Here is a 17,823-nt window from a genome sequence, read left to right on the forward strand (position 1 = left end):
CATGGCTGAACGGAACGTGACTTGGCTTTCCGGGCTTGCTCGGCCATATCAGGCTCATGAGAAATACGATTACCGCTGCCACCGCTGCCTGTCTTTTCGCGCTGCCTGCCGTCGCGCAGGACCAATTTGCCATTCCCGTCACGGCGCAGATCTTGCCCGGATGGGAACGCGAGGATGGCACCCGCATGGCCGCCATCCACCTGTCGCTCGATCCGGGCTGGAAGACCTATTGGCGCGCGCCCGGAGACGCTGGCATCCCGCCCAGCTTTGACTGGTCGGGCTCGCGAAATCTGCACTCGGTCTCCGTCGCATGGCCCAGACCAAAGGTTTTTGACCAAAACGGCATGCGTTCCATCGGATATGAAAACGAGCTGGTGATCCCGCTTACCCTTGCGCGCTCGCACGCCGGGCAACCGATCAGCATTGATCTTGACATGAACATCGGCATTTGTTCGGACATCTGCGTGCCCCATGACGTCAGCCTGAAGGCCATGCTCGACGGCACCGCCACAACACCCACACCGGCCATCGCCGCCGCCCTGGCCCAAACCCCCTACTCCGCGCGCGAGGCGGGGGTGACGCGGGCCACCTGCAAAATCGAGCCGACCAAAGACGGGTTGCGCATTGAGGCGCGGGTCACGGCACCCTCCGCCGGAGGTGCAGAAGTCATCGTGATCGAACCCGGCCTGCCAGATGTCTGGGTCAGCGAAGCGGATACGCGCAGGACCGGCAATGACATCATCGCCGTTTCCGAAATGATCCATGTGGAAGGGGGCAGCATCGCGATTGATCGCTCTGCGGTGCGCCTTACGGTGCTGGGCAGCAGCCACGCCATCGACATACGCGGATGCACTGCGGGTTAGGGCGCGGGGGCGCGCTTGCGCAACAGCATGATCAGCACCGCACAGAGATAGGCGAGCAGAACCAGAGCCGCCGCGCCAATCACGAATAGCAACAACGCAGCGGGCATCACAGGCCAGCCCTGCACCCCCGGCACCAGCGCGGTGATCACAAAGGCCAGGCTCCCTTGCGCGATGGCAACCCCCATTGTCGCACCGGCCCAGCCCAGGATCAGCCCCCAAAGCACCACAAATGACATCCGCAGGCTCAGAACCGGGGCCTGCATTCCGCGCCGCATTGCCCTGATCTGGCGCGAAATATCATGTGACACCGCCACCAGCGCCGGCACCATCATCAACACCAATACGACCCCAAATCCCAACCCATAGACCAATGTGATCACCGTGGGTTTAAGGAACTGCGCCTGGCGGCTGCTTTCATGAAGCAGCGGCGTCATGCCCAGAACCGTGGTCATGGTCGTCAACATGACAGGCCGCAGCCGATCCGCCGCCCCGTCAATAATCGAAGGGATGAGACCGCGATCTTCAGCGTATTCGTCAATGGTTGTGATCAAAACGATAGAATCATTAATTATGATGCCGGTCATGCCCAAAAGCCCCACAACCGTGAACATGCTCAGCGGCACCTCCCAGACCACATGGCCATAGATTGTGCCAATCAGACCGAAGGGGATGACCGCCATGATCAGGAAGGGGCGCGACCAGCTGCCAAAGACCCATGCCAGCACCAGAAATATGCCCAGAAGACACAGGATGAGACCGCTCAGCGCATCGCTGAGGAAATCCTGTTCCTGCTCGGCCAGCCCGCCAAGGCTCCAGGACACTTGATGCTCGCTGGCGATGCGGGGCAGGATTTGCGCGCTGAGCACCCGTTGGATTTCCGCCGCGCGTTCCGGGTCATCCTCGGAGATATCACCGCTGACTGTAATCACCCGCGTGCCGTTTTGTCGCTTGAGCGCCAGAAATCCATCGCGGCTTTGCACGCTGACGATATCTGCAAGCGGGACGTAGACCCCCTCTGGCGTGCGCATCTGCGTGCGTTCCAGAAAATCCGCCGTCAATTCATCGTCCGGCAGCTGAACCTCAATCGTCGCGGTGCGCGCGCCTTCGGGATATGTCGCGGCCTCAATCCCGCCCAGACGGTCCCGCAGAACCCGTCCCAATGTATCGATGCGAAATCCCAGCGCCTGCCCCTTGGCGGTCAGATCAAGGATCAACTCTTCCCTGCCGTAGGCCAGGTCATCCTGTAGAGACAGCACCTCGGGATATTCCAGCAGCGCATCCTGCAACGCCAGGCTGGCTGTTTTCAGTCGCTGCGTATCGGCGCCCGAGAACTCGACTGACAGCGCGTCACCGCCCTGCCCCGACCTCCAGCCACGAAACGACAGCGTTTCGATCAGTGGATGGCTCGCCACCCGGTCGCGCAGATCACCGGTAAAGGCAAAACTGGAATAGGGTCTCAGGTCCGCATCGATAAGTTCAATCGAAATGCCCCCCAAGAGGTCATTATCTTTGAATTCCGCGCCATCCAGCCCGCGACCGATGGTGCCGCCCACTTGCGCCAACACGAAATCAACCGGATTACGCCCGTATTTTTCGGCGTATTCCAGGCTCAATTCTTCGGTGGCGCGCTGCAATTCCTGCATCATGGCGATGGAATCCGCGCGGGTCGCGCCCTCGGTCATGGCGAAATTGCCCGTCACAGATCCGCGTTCAGGTGCGTTGAAAAAGCGCCATTGCACATCGCCACGAATGAAAATACTGACCTGCGCCGCGAGCAGGACGATCAGCCCCGCCAGCACCACATAACGCGCCGCAATCACACCGGCCATAAAGCGGCGAAACAGCACATCACGCATCCAGTCGAACCCGTAATTGACCAGCGTCGAGGGCCAATCCACCCCGCGCATGCCCATCCATTGCACCACATGCGCTTTGCGCGCGCGCGGCATCAGCAGGAAAACACCCGCAACAACGCCCAGCGCGATCAACCCCGTGACCACATCCTGGCGATACGGCAGATCCGCAATCAGCGCACCCTCCGGGGCCAGCCACAGCCGCGCCCCAAAGGCCGCCGTTCCGCCCACAAGCACCACCAGTGCGACGAGAGCCCCGCCGAGTTTCAGGCGCGAAAACCCGGTCTCTTTGGCGCGTGCGATCGAATGGGCCATATGGTTGGGCAGAATCAGAAAACACTCCACCAGCGAGGCCACGAGCACCGCAATCACCGTCAGGGGAATATCCTGGATCAGCGTGCCAAAACGCCCGCCCACGGCCAGCAGCCCGAAAAACGCGATCACCGTGGTCAGGGTCGCGGCGAACACCGGAATGGACATGCGCCGCGCGGCGGATTCTGCGGCCACAAACGGGTCCTCCTTGAGGTGGCGCGCCCGGTAATCGGCATGCTCGCCAACCACAATCGCATCATCGACAACGATCCCGAGCGTGATGATCAGCCCAAAGAGCGAGATCATATTCAACGTGATGCCGCCCGCATACATGATCGCAATCGCCGCCAGCATCGCCGCCGGAATGCCCGCAGCCACCCAAAATGCCGTGCGCGCATTGAGGAACAGGAACAACAGGCCCAGCACCAGCCCAAGCCCCATCAGCCCATTGTCGATCAATATATCAAGCCGGTCCGAAATCGCCGCCGCCCGCGTCCGGATCAATTCAAGCGACGAGCCTGCGGGCAAGGTCGCCTGTAAATCAGCGGCGATCTCCTCCACGGACGCCTGTATCTTGATCGCATCGCCCTGCGCCGAGCGGTCGACGCGCACCGAAATCGCCGGGTTTTGCCCAACGAAATAGGCGCGGTTCCGATCCCCGCTTTCCTTGGTGATACGCGCGACATCCCCCACGTTCAGTTTCGAGCCATCCGGGTTCGAACGCAGCACGATCTGCGCGATCAGTTCGGGGTCGCGTTTTTCGGTCCCGGTGCGAACCTGCGTGTTTGCACCGCGCACGTTACCCGCGGGCGCGGTATCCACTTCCGCCTCAATCGCAGCGGCAATTTCCGCCATGGTAATGCCATAGGTCACAAGGTTCAGCGTGCTCACTTCCACCGTAATTTGTGGTGCTGCCACGCCCCGGATCGTGGCGCGGGTGATGCCAGCCGCAAACAGCCGGTTCACGAATTCATCCGCAAAGAGGCCTAATTGCTCTGGCCCGACCGGGCCGCTGATCACCACATCCGTGACCCGGTCCCGCCAGGCCGCGCGCCGCACAACCGGATCATCCGCACCATCGGGCAGATCCGTCACCGTATCCACCGCATCCTGCACATCGCCTGCGGCGCGCGTCATGTCCCAATTGGGTTCAAAATGCAGCGTGATGGTGCCGCGTCCCTGCCGGGCCGTGGACGACGTGCTCTCCACCCCCTCCACCGTGCGCAGGGCGGGTTCGAGCACCTGCACAATACCCCGGTCCACATCCTCAGAGGCGGCATTGGCCCAGGAGGTATTGACCGTCACGCGCTCCAATACTGTGTCGGGAAAGAACTGCGTGCGCATGTTCGGCAAGGCGGCAAGGCCCGCGACCACCATCATCACCAGGATCAGGTTCGCCAGCGTCCGGTGACGCGCAAAATAGGAAAGAACGCCCCTGGCTGCCCCCGGAATTTGCCGCGCCATAGCGTTCTACCCCCCCATGCGGCTTTCGATGCGCGCCACCACGGCGGCGGCGACGACCGGTTCGGCCAATTGTGCCAAGACACGGTCGCGGGCCTGCTTGGGCATGGTATTGTTGCCCTGCACAAAGGCCACGAGACGCGCACGCCGCTCTGCGCTGAGTTCCAGCATTTCAGGGCCCGTATCGCGCGCCGCGCTGTCACGCCGCAGCGGGCGCACCAGAATACCGGAACCAAGCAAAGGGGTCTGCGCCGCGATCACTTCGCGCCCAACCAACCCGCTGCCACGCACCAGAATGTCGTTGCCCTGACGGCGAAGCAGCGTGACAGCGACCGCCTCTGCGCGATCATCCGCGCCCAGGACAAGCACATCGCCCTGCGCATTCAGGGCGGCTGCCGGCAAGCGCACTACATTATTCAGCGGCGGCTCGAGCACGCTCAGCGACACGAAATCTCCGGGACGAAATCCCGCCACCTGATCCAGCCGGGCAAACATGAGACGCCCCGTCTGGTTCTGCGCCGTGGCCGCACTCACCCGGCTCAAAACGCCGGTGGCCTGCAAATCATTGCCCGCCCCATCCAGCGTCGCCGTCACTGGCACCGCCATCAGGTTGCCTTCTGCGTCCAGCAGCCGCGCGTATTGCGCGGTCGAAATCCGAAAGGCCACCTCAAGATCTGTGGGGTCGATCAGATCCGCAAGACGCTCATTGGCGGAGACCAGACGCCCGGCCACCACGGAGGTGTCGCTCAGGATGCCGTCAAAAGGCGCGCGTACGGTGGTATCATTGAGGTTCCGCTCGGCCTCTTCCAGCGCGATCCCGGCGCGCAACAGCCGTGTGGTGCCCTGATCCACACGGGCTTCGGCCTGCGTGACAACCTGGCGACGCGCCAAAACGGTTGCACGCGCAGCAGCCACGGCCAGTTCGGCCGTTTCCACCGCCGCCGAGGTGCCCACACCGCGCGCGGCCAGATCGACCTGACGGCGGTAGGCCTTTTGGCGCAGATCGACCTGATCTTCGGCCGCTGTTTCCTCATCGCGCGCCAGATCGCGCGAGCGCGCGGCATCGCGCACTTCGGCCTGTGCATCCGCCAGATCCGCTTTTGCGCGGTCCAGGACCGATAGCATATCCGCCGGGTCGATCCGCGCCAGCACCTCACCTGCACCCACGCGACCGCCATCCTCGAAAACCTCAGACAGTTCCACCACGCGCCCCTCAATGGCGGCACGCAACTCCAGGGTGCGCCGGGATTTGATCTCTCCGAAGGTCTCAAGGATCGGGCTGATCGTCTGTGCCTCTGCGCGGATCAGATTGACCGCAAACACACGCTCGTTCGCGCTTGGCGCGGCGGGCTTTTCGGCCAGCCGGTCCTGTATGGCCCCGCCAACCAGTTGCCCCGCATAAAGCAGCAGGCCAAAGGTCAGCGCCGCCAGAAAAAGACCGATCATGCTTTGGCGCAAAAACCGCATTTCGCCGTTATCCTAATCACTTGATCAACACTGGTGTAAACTAGTGCGCACGCGCTGCATACCAAACCCTAAAAAGCAATACGCACCGAAACGTCATTTCCGCCGTTGATGCTCATCCAATCGCGGCAGGATTTCCACAAAATTGCAGGGGCGGTGGCGGAAATCGAGCTGCTTGGCGAGGATTTCGTCCCAGGCGTCCTTGCAGGCCCCCGGACTGCCGGGCAGGGCAAACAGATAGGTGCCATTGGCCACGCCGCCGGTGGCGCGGCTTTGCACGGCGCTGGTGCCAATTTTCTGCATCGACACGATGGTGAATACCGTGCCGAAGGCGTCGATTTCCTTTTCATAAACATCGCGGTGCGCCTCGACGGTGACGTCGCGCCCGGTGAGCCCCGTGCCCCCGGTTGAAATCACCACATCCACGCCGCTGTCCTTGCACCAGGCGCGCAATTGTGCCGCGATATCGGCGCGCTCATCAGGCAGGATGCGGCGGTCGGCCAATTCATGCCCGGCCGCCAGCAGCCGGTGCACCAAGATATCGCCCGAACGATCCTCCGACAGACCCCGCGTGTCCGATACCGTCAACACGGCGATACGCACCGGCAGGAAGTCCTTTGTTTCGTCAATTCGGCTCATCTCAACTTCTCTCCAACAGGGCAAGGCGACCGGCAAGGGCGGTGAAAATTCCCGCTGTGATCCAGTCCAATATTTGACTGCCACGCGCAAGGCGCTGGCCCAATGAGCTCGCGAAAACGCCGACCAACCCGTTTATGGCAAAACCGCCCAAGCCGATCACAGCGCCAAAGATCGCAAATTGCGTCAGAACGGGACCGGCTTCGGGGCGGATGAACTGCGGCATGAAGGCGAGAACGAAGAGGATGACCTTGGGGTTGGTCAGATTGACCAGCAACCCTTGTCGAAAAGGCCGTCCCCGCGGCGCAGGCAGGGTTGCGTCTGTCCGGGGCCTGTTGCGCAACGCGCAAAACGCCAGCCACAGCAGATAGGTAACACCAATCCAACGGATCACGTCAAAAGCGATCGGCGCGGAGGCAATCAGGGCGCTCAGCCCTGCACCCGCCAGCAGGACGTGGATCATGCCACCCGTCGCGATCCCGGCACTGGCCAACCATGCCGCCCGTGGCCCCGCGCGCACCCCCTGACCCAGACAGAACATCATATCCGCCCCCGGTGTCAGGTTCAGCGCCAAAGCGGCGGGGATAAACGCGACGAGGGTCAGGGGATCAACCATCCGAAAGACGCGCTTTCAGGCTCAGCAAATCCGCCCAGGCCTCGCGTTTGGCAAGGGGTTGGCGCAGCAGGTAGGCGGGGTGGAACATCGGCAGGGCGGGAAGCCCAAAGCACTCCGTCCAACTCCCGCGCAACCGCGTGATGCCACGTTTGCCCAGGCATGCCTGCGCGCTGATGTTGCCCATGATCACAAGGACCTGCGGCTTGGCCAGCGCGATGTGGCGTTCCAGAAACGGGCGCATCATGGCGATCTCTGTAGGGTGCGGATCGCGGTTTTGAGGAGGGCGCCAGGGCAACACATTGGTGATATAAACCGGCGATGCCGCAGGGTCGCGCCCCATGTCGATGGCCGCCAGCATCCGGTCCAGCAATTGCCCCGCACGCCCGACAAAGGGGCGCCCCTCGCGGTCTTCATCGCGCCCCGGTGCCTCGCCAATGATCATGACGGGCGCCCCCGGCACACCGTCGCAAAACACCAGATTGCGCGCGCCCCGTTTCAATTCACAATGCTCGAAACCGGCCAGCGCATCACGCAGCGCCTCCAGCGTATCCACACCCGCCGCCGCCTGCTCGGCTTGCGCCACAGCATCCAGTTTTGCCGCGACGGACGCGGCCTGCTGTACAACCGGAGCCGCGCTCTTTGGTTTGGCCAGCTTATCGGGCAATTCATAGCAATTGACCGGCACGTCACAGATCGCCTCGGTCGCGCCAAGCTCGATCTGCCAATCCAAAAGCGCCAGGGCGTTGTGAAACTCTGCTGATTCCATATCCGCACAATACGCCGACCCTGCGGCAAACTGAACAGCCACTTGCACATGAACCCCCGCTTGCCCGCCCCGCGCGCGCTCCCTATAAGGTGGCAAATCACGATAGGTTGCCGCATATGAGTTTTCCGCACCGACATCTGCTGGGTATCGAGGCCCTGCGCCCCGAAGAAATCACCACGTTGCTTGATCTGGCGGATACCTATGCGGGTCTGAACCGCCAGCCGGATAAACATTCCGACGCGCTCGCCGGGCTGACCCAGATCAACATGTTCTTTGAAAACTCCACCCGCACGCAGGCCAGCTTCGAGATCGCAGGCAAACGTCTGGGTGCCGATGTGATGAACATGGCGATGCAGGCCAGTTCGGTGAAAAAGGGCGAAACGCTGGTGGATACCGCGCTGACGCTGAACGCCATGCACCCCGACCTGCTGGTGGTGCGCCATCCCCATTCCGGTGCGGTCGATCTTTTGGCGCAAAAGGTCAATTGCGCGGTGCTGAACGCAGGCGACGGGCGGCACGAACACCCCACACAGGCGCTGCTTGATGCGCTGACGATCCGGCGCGCCAAGGGCCGTTTGCACCGCCTGTCCATCGCCATATGCGGCGATATCGCCCATTCACGGGTCGCGCGCTCCAACATCATGCTGCTGGGCAAGATGGAGAACAGGATTCGTCTGATCGGGCCGCCCACCCTGATGCCTGCGGGCATTACCGAGTTCGGTGTCGAGGTCTTTGATGACATGCGCGAAGGATTGAAGGACGTGGACGTCGTGATGATGCTGCGCTTGCAAAAAGAGCGCATGGACGGCGGGTTCATCCCCAGCGAGCGCGAATACTATCACAGGTTTGGGCTGGACGCTGAGAAGTTGTCCTACGCCAAACCCGATGCGATTGTCATGCACCCCGGCCCGATGAACCGCGGTGTGGAAATCGACGGCACGCTGGCGGATGATATCAACCGCAGTGTTATTCAGGATCAGGTGGAAATGGGTGTGGCCGTGCGTATGGCCGCGATGGATTTGCTGGCGCGCAACCTGCGGCTGACCCGTATGGTGCCTGCATGAGCGCGCGCGTCGAGGTACAATCGCAGGAACGCGGCAAGATCAGAGTGTTCGCGATCAACAAGCCTGCCTCAGAAATCGAAACGGCGTTGAAAACAATGCCGAAATCCGATCTGGCAAGGGACTTGCTGGGCGATCCGCATCTTAACACGGCCAGCACCGAGATTTTTCCCATTGCCGATCTGACCGGCATGGGGTTGGGGGCCTATCTGAGTGAAGGCTACGCCGTGCCGAGTGATCAGATCGCGCCCGATCGCAGCAAACTTGATGCTTTGGAAGGCTATGCCCTGTTGCTGTTCTCGGATAGCTTTGCCGGAGCAGAGACAACGCTGACACCGGGAGAGGCGCTGACCCTGATCGCCACTTACAGCGAATACCAACCCCCGACGGGTACAACCACCATGGCCAGCGAGAGCGCCAGACCCTATAGCGGCCAAGCGTCAAAACGGCCCGACCCGGCCAGGAAAAAACCCACAGGCAGCATGATCATTGTACTGGCGATCGTGGTTTTGGCCGCTCTGGTGCTGTGGTTGCTGTGACGAAATGCGAGGATAAACCCGATGAATGAGCCCAAAGACCCGAAAATGTCCGGACGCATCGCGATGATCGCCCTGCTCGTCGCCTTCTTTGTTGTCGGGCTCATGTTCTGGGTCGGCACGTGAAAGGCCCGCTTTTTAACGCCGGACATGGCCCAACACAAAAGCGCCTGCGGAGCCCTCGCTCATGAATAAACTGACGTTTCTCAACGCCCGTCTTGTCGATCCGGAAACGGATGAAATCACGGTGGGCGGGCTGGTGGTCGAGGACGGCCGCATCACCAAACGCCTGCCCAAGGATGCGCCGCGTCTGACCTCCGGGCGGGTCATCGACTGCCACCTCAAATACCTCGCTCCCGGCATTGTGGACATCGGCGTCAAGGTCTGTGAACCCGGCGAGCGGCACAAAGAAAGCTATCGCTCTGCCGGGCTGGCAGCGGCGGCGGGGGGCGTGACGACCATGATCACCCGCCCGGACACCGAACCCGCCATCGACAACCCCGAAACACTCGAATTCGTGACGCGGCGCGCCAATGAGGCCGCACCGGTCAACGTGATGCCCATGGCGGCGCTGACCAAGGGGCGTGCGGGACGCGAGATGACCGAAATCGGGTTTTTGATGGACGCCGGTGCCATTGCCTTCACCGATTGCGACCGCGTTGTCACGGACACAAAGGTGTTCTCCCGCGCGCTGACCTATGCGCGCAGCCTTGGCGCTTTGGTGATCGCCCACCCGCAAGACCCTGGCCTGAGCCGTGGTGCCGCCGCCACATCAGGCAAATTCGCCTCGCTGCGCGGCTTGCCTGCGGTCTCGCCCATGGCCGAGCGCATGGCGCTGGACCGCGACATGGCGCTCATTGAGATGACCGGCGCGCGCTATCACGCGGATCAGATCACATCCGCGCGCGCCCTGCCCGCCCTTGAACGCGCCAAGGCCAACGGTCTGGACGTCACGGCAGGCACCTCCATCCACCACCTGACCCTGAACGCGCTGGATGTGGCGGATTATCGCACCTTCTTCAAACTGAAACCGCCACTACGCGATGAGCAGGACCGGCTTGCCATCGCGGAGGCCGTCAAATCCGGGCTGATTGACGTCATTTCCTCCATGCACACGCCCCAGGATGAGGAAAGCAAGCGCCTGCCGTTTGAGGAGGCCGCTTCCGGCGCCGTCGCGCTTGAAACGATGCTGCCAGCGGCGATGCGGCTTTATCATGCCGGGTTGATCGACCTGCCCGCTTTGTGGCGCGCGATGTCGCTTAATCCGGCAAAACGTCTGGGCCTTGCGAGCGGACGTCTGGCCATTGGCGCGCCCGCCGATCTGGTGCTGTTCGACCCAGACACGCCGTTTCTGATGGACCGCGCGACGCTACATTCCAAATCCCGCAACACCCCGTTTGACGGCGCGCGGATGCAGGGCCGCGTCCTGTCGACGTTCGTCGCCGGCACCTGCGTCTATGAGAGGTCCTGATGCCAGTCCTTGAACACTCCGCCGCCATTCTGGGGCTCTGGGCCGTCATCGGTTATCTGCTTGGCTCGATCCCTTTCGGCATGGTGCTCGCGCGCGTGATGGGTCTGGGCAACCTGCGCGACATCGGGTCGGGCAATATCGGGGCCACCAACGTGCTGCGCACCGGCAATAAAACCGCCGCCGCGCTCACGCTTTTGCTCGATGGGGGCAAGGGGGTTGTCGCCGTCCTGCTGGCGCGCGCCTTTGGGGGCGAGGATACGGCGCAAATCGCGGCCCTCATGGCGATGATCGGCCATTGCTATCCGATCTGGCTGCGCTTTGCCGGTGGCAAGGGTGTGGCCACCTTTCTGGGACTGATGCTGGCGCTGAGCCTGCCGGTCGGGATCGGCTGCTGTATCGCCTGGCTGGTGGGCGCATTTACCGTGCGCATCTCCTCTATGGGGGCCATTGTGTCTTCGCTCGCTTCCCTCATTTTATTGCCTGCACTCGGGGCGGGTCACGCGCTGTTTCTGGGGCTGGTGCTGAGCCTGATCCTGCTGTGGCGCCACCGCGGCAATATCGCGCGCATCCGCGCCGGGACCGAACCCAAAATCGGCCAGAAACCGTGAACCCGTCAAGATTGGCGCGGCTCGAAACCGCGCTGCTGGCATTGCCAAACGGCAGCTTTACCGGCGCATCGCAGGATCGCCGATACATCGTGACCAAGTCGCTCTTCAATGCGGGAAAATCAATGAAACTGGTCGCCGAAGAACTGGGTGGAGCTGATTATATAAGCCTCAACTTCTATCGTCTGGCGCGCGGATCACGTCTGTTTCCCTGTGAAATGAGCGTCGAAAAAGTGACCGATTTCATCCTGGACCTGCGCCCTCATCCCGTTCAGGCCGAGGCGTAGCTGCCATCCGGCCCATGAGTTTCATCCCCCTGCAAGGCGGGCGAGAACACACAGATGAGATGAAACGGCACGTCACCGTCGTTGCGCACCGCGTGGCGATCATGCAAATTCGGTGCATAAAGCACACCCGGCGTGATGTGATGCACCATACCGCTGTCCAATTCGGTCACGACACCTGCACCGCCGATGCAATAACACGCCTCGACGTGGTGCTTGTATTCCAACGTCATGGCGGCGCCGGGCAACACTTGTGTTTCGGTCATGGAAAACCCCATGCCGTCGGATTTCACCAACAGGCGCAGGCTGGTCCACCCCGGCCCGGCGGCATCGCGCGGCGTCCCTTGCAGGTCGGATTTTTTTGTGACGATCATGGCAATGCCCCATATGGTTTCAAACCGGTGTTTTGAATATTGCATGGGCGCGCATGACATGCCACTTCTGGAGGCATGAAATCACATCTGACCAGCCCTGATGGCACCCCCGCAAGCCGCCTCGCCTTTGGCACAATGCAATTTGGCGGACGCGCGGACGCGACCGCCGCGCGCGACATGTTCGAGGCCTCGCGGGCCGCTGGCATTACCCATTTCGATACCGCCTATGTCTATAACGACGGTGCATCCGAGGAAATCCTGGGAGCATTGCTCGGTGATCAGCGCGACCGTCTGATCATCGCGACAAAGGCCGCCTATACCGGGGGTGGGTCGAAACAGAACATTCACGATTCCTTTGCGATTTCGCGCAAACGGCTCAATCTGGATGTGGTTGATGTGCTTTACATGCATCGCTTTGACCCGGACACGGACCTGCGTGAGAGCATGGAGGCGCTTGCAGAGCTCAAGCAGCAAGGGCTGATCCGCTATGTTGGCGTGTCCAATTTCGCCGCCTGGCAGGTCGTCAAAGCGATTGGTATCGCTGCCAAATTTGATCTGCGGGTGGATATCCTTCAACCGATGTATAATCTGGTCAAACGTCAGGCCGAGGTGGAAATTCTCCCCATGTGCGCCGATCAGGGCGTGGCCTGCGCGCCCTATTCTCCCCTGGGGGGCGGGTTGCTGACGGGCAAATACACCACCGGATCAGCGGGACGTCTGAGTGAGGATGAGCGTTACGCGGCGCGTTACGGGTTGGAGTGGATGCATGACGCGGCGGCCGGGCTGAGCGAAGTTGCGCAGGAGGTCAACGTGAACGCCGCAACCCTGGCCGTGGCCTGGGCGGCGGCGCATCCGATGGGGCCGACACCGATCATCTCCGCGCGCAACGTGGAACAATTGAAACCCTCCCTCGCGGCGATGGATTATATGCTGACACCGGACCTCTATGACCGGCTCGCCACGCTCACCCCGACACCACCCCCGGCAACCGACCGCATCGAAGAGCAGTAATGCAAGACATCCTCGTCATCGGCGGCGGCATCGCGGGCCTGTCTGCTGCCGCGCGCCTGTCCGAGACGGCCAAGGTCACGGTAATCGAGGCCGAAACCGCGCTTGGGTATCACGCCTCCGGGCGCTCTGCCGCGCTGATCGAGCCAAATTACGGTGCCACCAGCGTGCAGGCGCTAAACCGGGCCAGCGTGGCATTCCTCGCAGAGGGCGGGTATCTGAGCCCGCGCGGGCTGATGATCATCGCACAGGCGCATGAGCGCGCCGCCTATGAAGCCGATATCGCGGTGATGGGCACGAGCCCGATCACCAAGGCGGAGGCGCTGGATTTCGTGCCCGTGCTGAACCCCGAAAAGCTCGCCTTTGCCGCCTATCACGAGGATGCGCAGGATATTGATACGGACCTGCTGTTGCAGGATTTCGCCCGGACGCTGCGCGGTCATGGTGGCACCGTCGAAACCGGCTGTCGCGTGGAGGCGATCCGTCGCGACGCGGGCCTTTGGGAGGTGCGCGCGAGCGATCGGGTGTTTACCGCACCAACGCTGATCAATGCCGCCGGTGCCTGGGCTGACGGTATCGCGCAGATGGCCGGGATCGCGCCTCTTGGCATCACACCGCATCGCCGGTCCATGGCCCGCATCCCCGCGCCGGGCGGTCACGATGTGCGCGCCTGGCCGATGTTCTTTGGGGTGAATGAGACATGGTATGCCAAACCGGATGCCGGCTGTTTGCTGGTCTCCCCGGCTGATGAAGACCCCGTGGAGCCGCATGACGCCTGGGCCGAAGACATGACACTTGCGCAAGGTTTGGCGCTCTATGAGGAGATGGTGAGCGAACCCGTTACGCGATTGCTCTCAAGCTGGGCGGGGCTGCGCAGTTTTGCACCTGACCGCACGCTTGTTCTGGGCCGTGACCCTGACGCGCCGGAATTCATCTGGTGCGCGGGTCAGGGCGGGTATGGGTTCCAGACAGCCCCAGCCGCCTCGCGCCTGTTGGCCGATCTGGTTCTGGGGCGCGCCCCGGAGATGGCCCGCGACACCGTCGCCGCCCTTCAACCGGACCGTTTGCGATGAGCGGCAAACTCCCTCCCAGCGCCAGCGTCGCCTCCGCTTTGGAAGGTGCCAAGCTGCACGCCCCAGCAGCGGCGCGCAACACGGAGGCTCTCTGCGGGCTTTTACGGCAACACGCCCCGACATCCGGGCAGGCGCTCGAACTCGCGAGCGGCACGGGTCAGCATGTGATCGCCTTTGCGGCGGCTTTGCCAGACGTCATTTGGCAGCCCACAGAAATCGGTGTCACACGTCTGGCCAGCATCAACGCCTATGCGTCCGGGTCGGGTTTGAGCAACATCAACCCTGCGCGCGTCCTGGATGCCACGCAACCGGGATGGCACCGGGTGCATCCGGACAAGAGCCTGATCGTGCTGGCCAACCTGTTGCATTTGATCACCGAGCAGGCGGCCAACACCCTGATCGCAGAGGCCCTTATGGCGCTGGCACCGGGCGGCAGGGCCATTCTTTATGGCCCCTTCAAACGGGCTGGGACCCTTACCAGCCCAGGTGATGAACGCTTTGATGCACAGCTGCGCGGGGCCGATCCCACCATTGGCTATAAGGACGACAGCGACGTTAAGGGATGGGTGATACAGGCGGGCGGCAGTGGCATCAAAACCGTGGAAATGCCCGCCAACAACCTCGCCTTTATCGCAACCAAAGCTTAGCCATCCACGCGGATACGCTCGTTTTTAGGATCATAGGGGCTGTCCTCGACGATCTCGGCATCCCAAAGCTGATCGAGCATCTTGACCTTGAGCTTGGTGCCTTTGACGGCCAGATCCGGCGTCACATAGCCCAGGCCAATGCTCTTGCCGAAGGCCACCGAATAGCCCCCGGACGTGAGCCGCCCAACGCGCGTGTCACCGTGATACAGCGCTTCGCGCCCCCAAGGGTCTGCATCATCCGGCCCATCGATCAGCAATGTCACGCATTTTGAACGCACACCGGTTTTCTGCAAAGCGTCCTTGCCGTGGAAGTCCTTGTTGAGGTCGATAAACCGCGGCAAATCCGCCTCCAACGGGGTCGCATCCCGGCCCAACTCATTGCCGAAAGCGCGGTAAGATTTCTCCTGCCGCAACCAGTTCTGCGCCCGCGCGCCCACCAGTTTCATACCATGCTTTTCACCCGCTTTTTCAAGCTGATCGAAGAGGTAATTCTGCATCTCGATGGGGTGGTGCAATTCCCAACCCAATTCGCCCGTATAGGCCACGCGGATCGCGCGTACCGGGCACATGCCCAGCTCAATATTGCGCATCGTGAGCCAGGGAAACCGCTTGTTGGACAGAACGGTCGCAGGATCGGCATCCTTTACGATCTCATTCAGCACATCGCGCGATTTCGGCCCGGCGATGGCAAAGACGCCCCATTGCGTCGTCATATCATGGCATTCGATATAGCCAAACTCGGGTGCCTTATCCGCAATCGCCTTGCCCAGATAATCCGCGTCATAGGCCGTCCAAGCCCCCGCGGAGACGAGGTAATATTCATCCTGCGCCAATCGCACAATCGTATATTCCGTGCGCGTGGTACCATGCCCGGTCAGCGCATAGGTCAAGTTGATCCGGCCAACCGAAGGCAATTTATTGCAAGTGAACCAATCGAGGAACTGCGTCGCCCCCGGCCCCCGCACCAAATGTTTGGTGAAGGCCGTGGCATCAATCAGCCCGACGGTTTCGCGGATGGCTTTGGCCTCCTCGACGGCATATTGCCACCAGCCACCGCGCCGAAAAGAGCGCGCCCCGTGATCATCAAACCCCTCGGGGGCGTAATAATTCGGGCGTTCCCAACCGTTGACCCAACCGAATTGCGCCCCGCGCGCAGCCTGGCGGTCATAGGCGGGCGATGTGCGCAGGGGCCGACAGGCGGGGCGTTCCTCATCCGGGTGGTGCAGGATATAGACGTGCTCATAGGCCTCCTCGTTCTTGCGCGCGGCAAATTCCGTGGTCATCCAGTCGCCGTAGCGTTTGGGATCGAGGCTGGCCATGTCGATCTCGGCCTCCCCCTCCACCATCAGCTGCGCGAGGTAATAGCCCGTGCCGCCCGCCGCCGTGATGCCAAAGGAAAACCCCTCGGCCAGCCACATATTGCGCAGACCGGGTGCCGGACCGACCAGCGGGTTGCCATCGGGCGTATAGCAGATCGGGCCGTTGAAATCATCCTTGAGACCACATTCCTCAGCCGACGGGATGCGGTGGTTCATCGCCATATACTGATCTTCGATCCGGTCCAGATCGAGCTGAAACAGATCGGCCCGGAAACTGTCCGGCACGCCGTATTCAAACCGCGCAGGGGCGTGTTTTTCATAAACCCCCAGGATCCAGCCGCCGCGCTCTTCACGCACATAGGATTGCGCATCGGCATCGCGGATCACAGGATGTTCGACATTTCCCTCGGCGCGGAATTTCACCAGCTCGGGATCCTGATCCATGACGATGAATTGATGCTCCACGGGAATCGCGGGGATTTTGATGCCCAGCATCTGTGCGGTGCGCTGCGCATGGTTGCCCGATGCGGTCACGACATATTCGGCGGTGATTGTGATCTGCTCATCCGATGGGATCAGATTGCCGCCCTTTTCCACCATCTTGGTAGCCGTGACCTCCCAATGCGTGCCGTTCCAATGGAAGGCATCCACCTGCCATTTGCGCTCGATCATCACGCCGCGTTGTCGCGCACCCTTGGCCATCGCCATGGTGACGTCAGCGGGATTAATATAGCCATCGGTGTGGTGATAAAGCGCGCCCTTGAGGTCTTCGGTGCGGATCAAGGGCCATTTCGCCTTGATCTCCTCCGGCGTCATCCACTGATAAGGCACACCACAGGTCTCGGCGGTGGAGGCATAGAGCATATATTCATCCATGCGCGCATCAGTTTGCGCCATGCGCAGGTTCCCGACAACGGCAAACCCCGCGTTCAGACCGGTTTCCTCCTCCAATGTCTTATAAAAACGAATGGAGTAGTCATGGATGTGCGTTGTTGCATAAGACATGTTGAAATATGGCAAGAGCCCGGCGGCGTGCCATGTGGAGCCAGAGGTCAGTTCGTCCCGCTCCAGCAGCATTACATCGTCCCAGCCCGCGCGCGCAAGGTGATAGGCGATGGAGGTGCCAACCGCACCGCCTCCGACGACAAGAGCTTTGACCTGGGTTTTCATGACGCGAGACTCCCTGACGCGTGTTAACGGTCAAGCTTTAGCGGTTGAACGCAGAACGTGCAAAACACGCCCGACCGGTCATGGCGGGAAAGCGACATCCCAAGCAAAGGTGGCCTAAAGCCCACCCTACGTAAGCGTTGCTTCAGGTTTTGAAGTTTCAGGGTAGCAGTTGCTCGATTTCCTTTTGTTTATGGCGATTGACGATGGCTTTGAGGACGCCTGTCAGATAATTATGTGACTCGATTTGGGTGAGTTTGCATGTTTCAATCAGTGACGCGAGCACGGCCCAGTTCTGTTACATTCC

17 protein-coding genes are annotated in these 17,823 nt (G+C 61.6%); 9 read left to right on the forward strand and 8 right to left on the reverse strand.

The features are described from left to right. Nucleotides 1–56 precede the first annotated feature (56 nt). Nucleotides 57–863, forward strand: a complete 807-nt coding sequence (locus ROLI_RS15175) for a protein-disulfide reductase DsbD domain-containing protein (RefSeq protein ID WP_187431322.1) — start codon at nucleotides 57–59, stop codon at nucleotides 861–863. Here ROLI_RS15175 and ROLI_RS15180 read toward each other — a convergent pair. The 5 genes from ROLI_RS15180 to ROLI_RS15200 form a co-directional block, all read right to left on the reverse strand. After that, entirely contained in the window at nucleotides 860–4,492 is a 3,633-nt protein-coding gene (locus ROLI_RS15180) for an efflux RND transporter permease subunit (RefSeq protein WP_187431323.1), read from the reverse strand. The two genes, ROLI_RS15175 and ROLI_RS15180, sit on opposite strands and share 4 nt — an antisense overlap. A gap of 6 nt (nucleotides 4,493–4,498) precedes the next feature. After that, the gene (locus ROLI_RS15185) at nucleotides 4,499–5,956 is read right to left on the reverse strand and encodes an efflux RND transporter periplasmic adaptor subunit (RefSeq protein ID WP_187431324.1); all 1,458 of its coding nucleotides are present in this window, start codon (nucleotides 5,954–5,956) and stop codon (nucleotides 4,499–4,501) included. A 93-nt stretch (nucleotides 5,957–6,049) separates the two neighbouring features. Further along, the gene (moaB, locus tag ROLI_RS15190) at nucleotides 6,050–6,592 is read right to left on the reverse strand and encodes a molybdenum cofactor biosynthesis protein B (protein WP_187431325.1); all 543 of its coding nucleotides are present in this window, start codon (nucleotides 6,590–6,592) and stop codon (nucleotides 6,050–6,052) included. A gap of 1 nt (nucleotide 6,593) precedes the next feature. Beyond that, nucleotides 6,594–7,205 (reverse strand): LysE family translocator, encoded by a 612-nt coding sequence (locus tag ROLI_RS15195; RefSeq protein ID WP_187431326.1) that lies wholly within the window; start codon nucleotides 7,203–7,205, stop codon nucleotides 6,594–6,596. Further along, on the reverse strand, nucleotides 7,198–7,971 hold the full coding sequence (locus tag ROLI_RS15200; protein WP_187431348.1) for a uracil-DNA glycosylase family protein: 774 nt from the start codon (nucleotides 7,969–7,971) through the stop codon (nucleotides 7,198–7,200). The genes ROLI_RS15195 and ROLI_RS15200 overlap by 8 nt, the downstream gene beginning before the upstream one ends. Nucleotides 7,972–8,087: 116 nt before the next feature. On the opposite strand from ROLI_RS15200, the gene ROLI_RS15205 reads away from it, so the two are divergent. From ROLI_RS15205 to ROLI_RS15225, 5 genes are all read left to right on the forward strand, one after another. Beyond that, nucleotides 8,088–9,035, forward strand: coding sequence for an aspartate carbamoyltransferase catalytic subunit (locus tag ROLI_RS15205; RefSeq protein ID WP_187431327.1), 948 nt, complete (start codon nucleotides 8,088–8,090; stop codon nucleotides 9,033–9,035). Next, nucleotides 9,032–9,571, forward strand: coding sequence for a hypothetical protein (locus tag ROLI_RS15210; protein ID WP_187431328.1), 540 nt, complete (start codon nucleotides 9,032–9,034; stop codon nucleotides 9,569–9,571). The genes ROLI_RS15205 and ROLI_RS15210 overlap by 4 nt, the downstream gene beginning before the upstream one ends. Nucleotides 9,572–9,755: 184 nt before the next feature. Continuing rightward, a complete protein-coding gene (gene pyrC, locus ROLI_RS15215; RefSeq protein ID WP_187431329.1) occupies nucleotides 9,756–11,039 on the forward strand; it encodes a dihydroorotase in 1,284 nt (427 codons plus the stop codon). Continuing rightward, the gene (gene plsY / locus ROLI_RS15220; protein WP_187431330.1) at nucleotides 11,039–11,647 is read left to right on the forward strand and encodes a glycerol-3-phosphate 1-O-acyltransferase PlsY; all 609 of its coding nucleotides are present in this window, start codon (nucleotides 11,039–11,041) and stop codon (nucleotides 11,645–11,647) included. The genes pyrC and plsY overlap by 1 nt, the downstream gene beginning before the upstream one ends. Beyond that, entirely contained in the window at nucleotides 11,644–11,931 is a 288-nt protein-coding gene (locus tag ROLI_RS15225) for a hypothetical protein (RefSeq protein ID WP_316247480.1), read from the forward strand. Before plsY ends, ROLI_RS15225 begins: the two co-directional genes overlap by 4 nt. Here the strand turns inward: ROLI_RS15225 and ROLI_RS15230 are convergent. Continuing rightward, the gene (locus tag ROLI_RS15230) at nucleotides 11,916–12,302 is read right to left on the reverse strand and encodes an ectoine synthase (RefSeq protein WP_187431331.1); all 387 of its coding nucleotides are present in this window, start codon (nucleotides 12,300–12,302) and stop codon (nucleotides 11,916–11,918) included. The genes ROLI_RS15225 and ROLI_RS15230 overlap by 16 nt on opposite strands. A gap of 75 nt (nucleotides 12,303–12,377) precedes the next feature. Between ROLI_RS15230 and ROLI_RS15235 the strand changes: the two genes are divergently transcribed. The 3 genes from ROLI_RS15235 to ROLI_RS15245 are packed head-to-tail and all read left to right on the forward strand — an operon-like array spanning nucleotide 12,378 to nucleotide 15,030. Beyond that, nucleotides 12,378–13,313 (forward strand): aldo/keto reductase, encoded by a 936-nt coding sequence (locus tag ROLI_RS15235; protein ID WP_187431332.1) that lies wholly within the window; start codon nucleotides 12,378–12,380, stop codon nucleotides 13,311–13,313. After that, a complete protein-coding gene (locus ROLI_RS15240; RefSeq protein WP_187431333.1) occupies nucleotides 13,313–14,383 on the forward strand; it encodes an FAD-binding oxidoreductase in 1,071 nt (356 codons plus the stop codon). Before ROLI_RS15235 ends, ROLI_RS15240 begins: the two co-directional genes overlap by 1 nt. Continuing rightward, on the forward strand, nucleotides 14,380–15,030 hold the full coding sequence (locus tag ROLI_RS15245) for a DUF938 domain-containing protein (protein ID WP_187431334.1): 651 nt from the start codon (nucleotides 14,380–14,382) through the stop codon (nucleotides 15,028–15,030). Before ROLI_RS15240 ends, ROLI_RS15245 begins: the two co-directional genes overlap by 4 nt. Here ROLI_RS15245 and ROLI_RS15250 read toward each other — a convergent pair. Both ROLI_RS15250 and ROLI_RS15255 read right to left on the reverse strand, forming a co-directional pair. Further along, entirely contained in the window at nucleotides 15,027–17,519 is a 2,493-nt protein-coding gene (locus ROLI_RS15250; protein ID WP_187431335.1) for an FAD-dependent oxidoreductase, read from the reverse strand. The two genes, ROLI_RS15245 and ROLI_RS15250, sit on opposite strands and share 4 nt — an antisense overlap. A 157-nt stretch (nucleotides 17,520–17,676) precedes the next feature. Further along, complete coding sequence (locus tag ROLI_RS15255; RefSeq protein ID WP_187431336.1) at nucleotides 17,677–17,802, reverse strand: transposase domain-containing protein; 126 nt, start codon at nucleotides 17,800–17,802, stop codon at nucleotides 17,677–17,679. Nucleotides 17,803–17,823: the final 21 nt, after the last annotated feature.

This window comes from Roseobacter fucihabitans (genome assembly GCF_014337925.2).
In the GTDB taxonomy this organism is placed as follows: domain Bacteria; phylum Pseudomonadota; class Alphaproteobacteria; order Rhodobacterales; family Rhodobacteraceae; genus Roseobacter; species Roseobacter fucihabitans.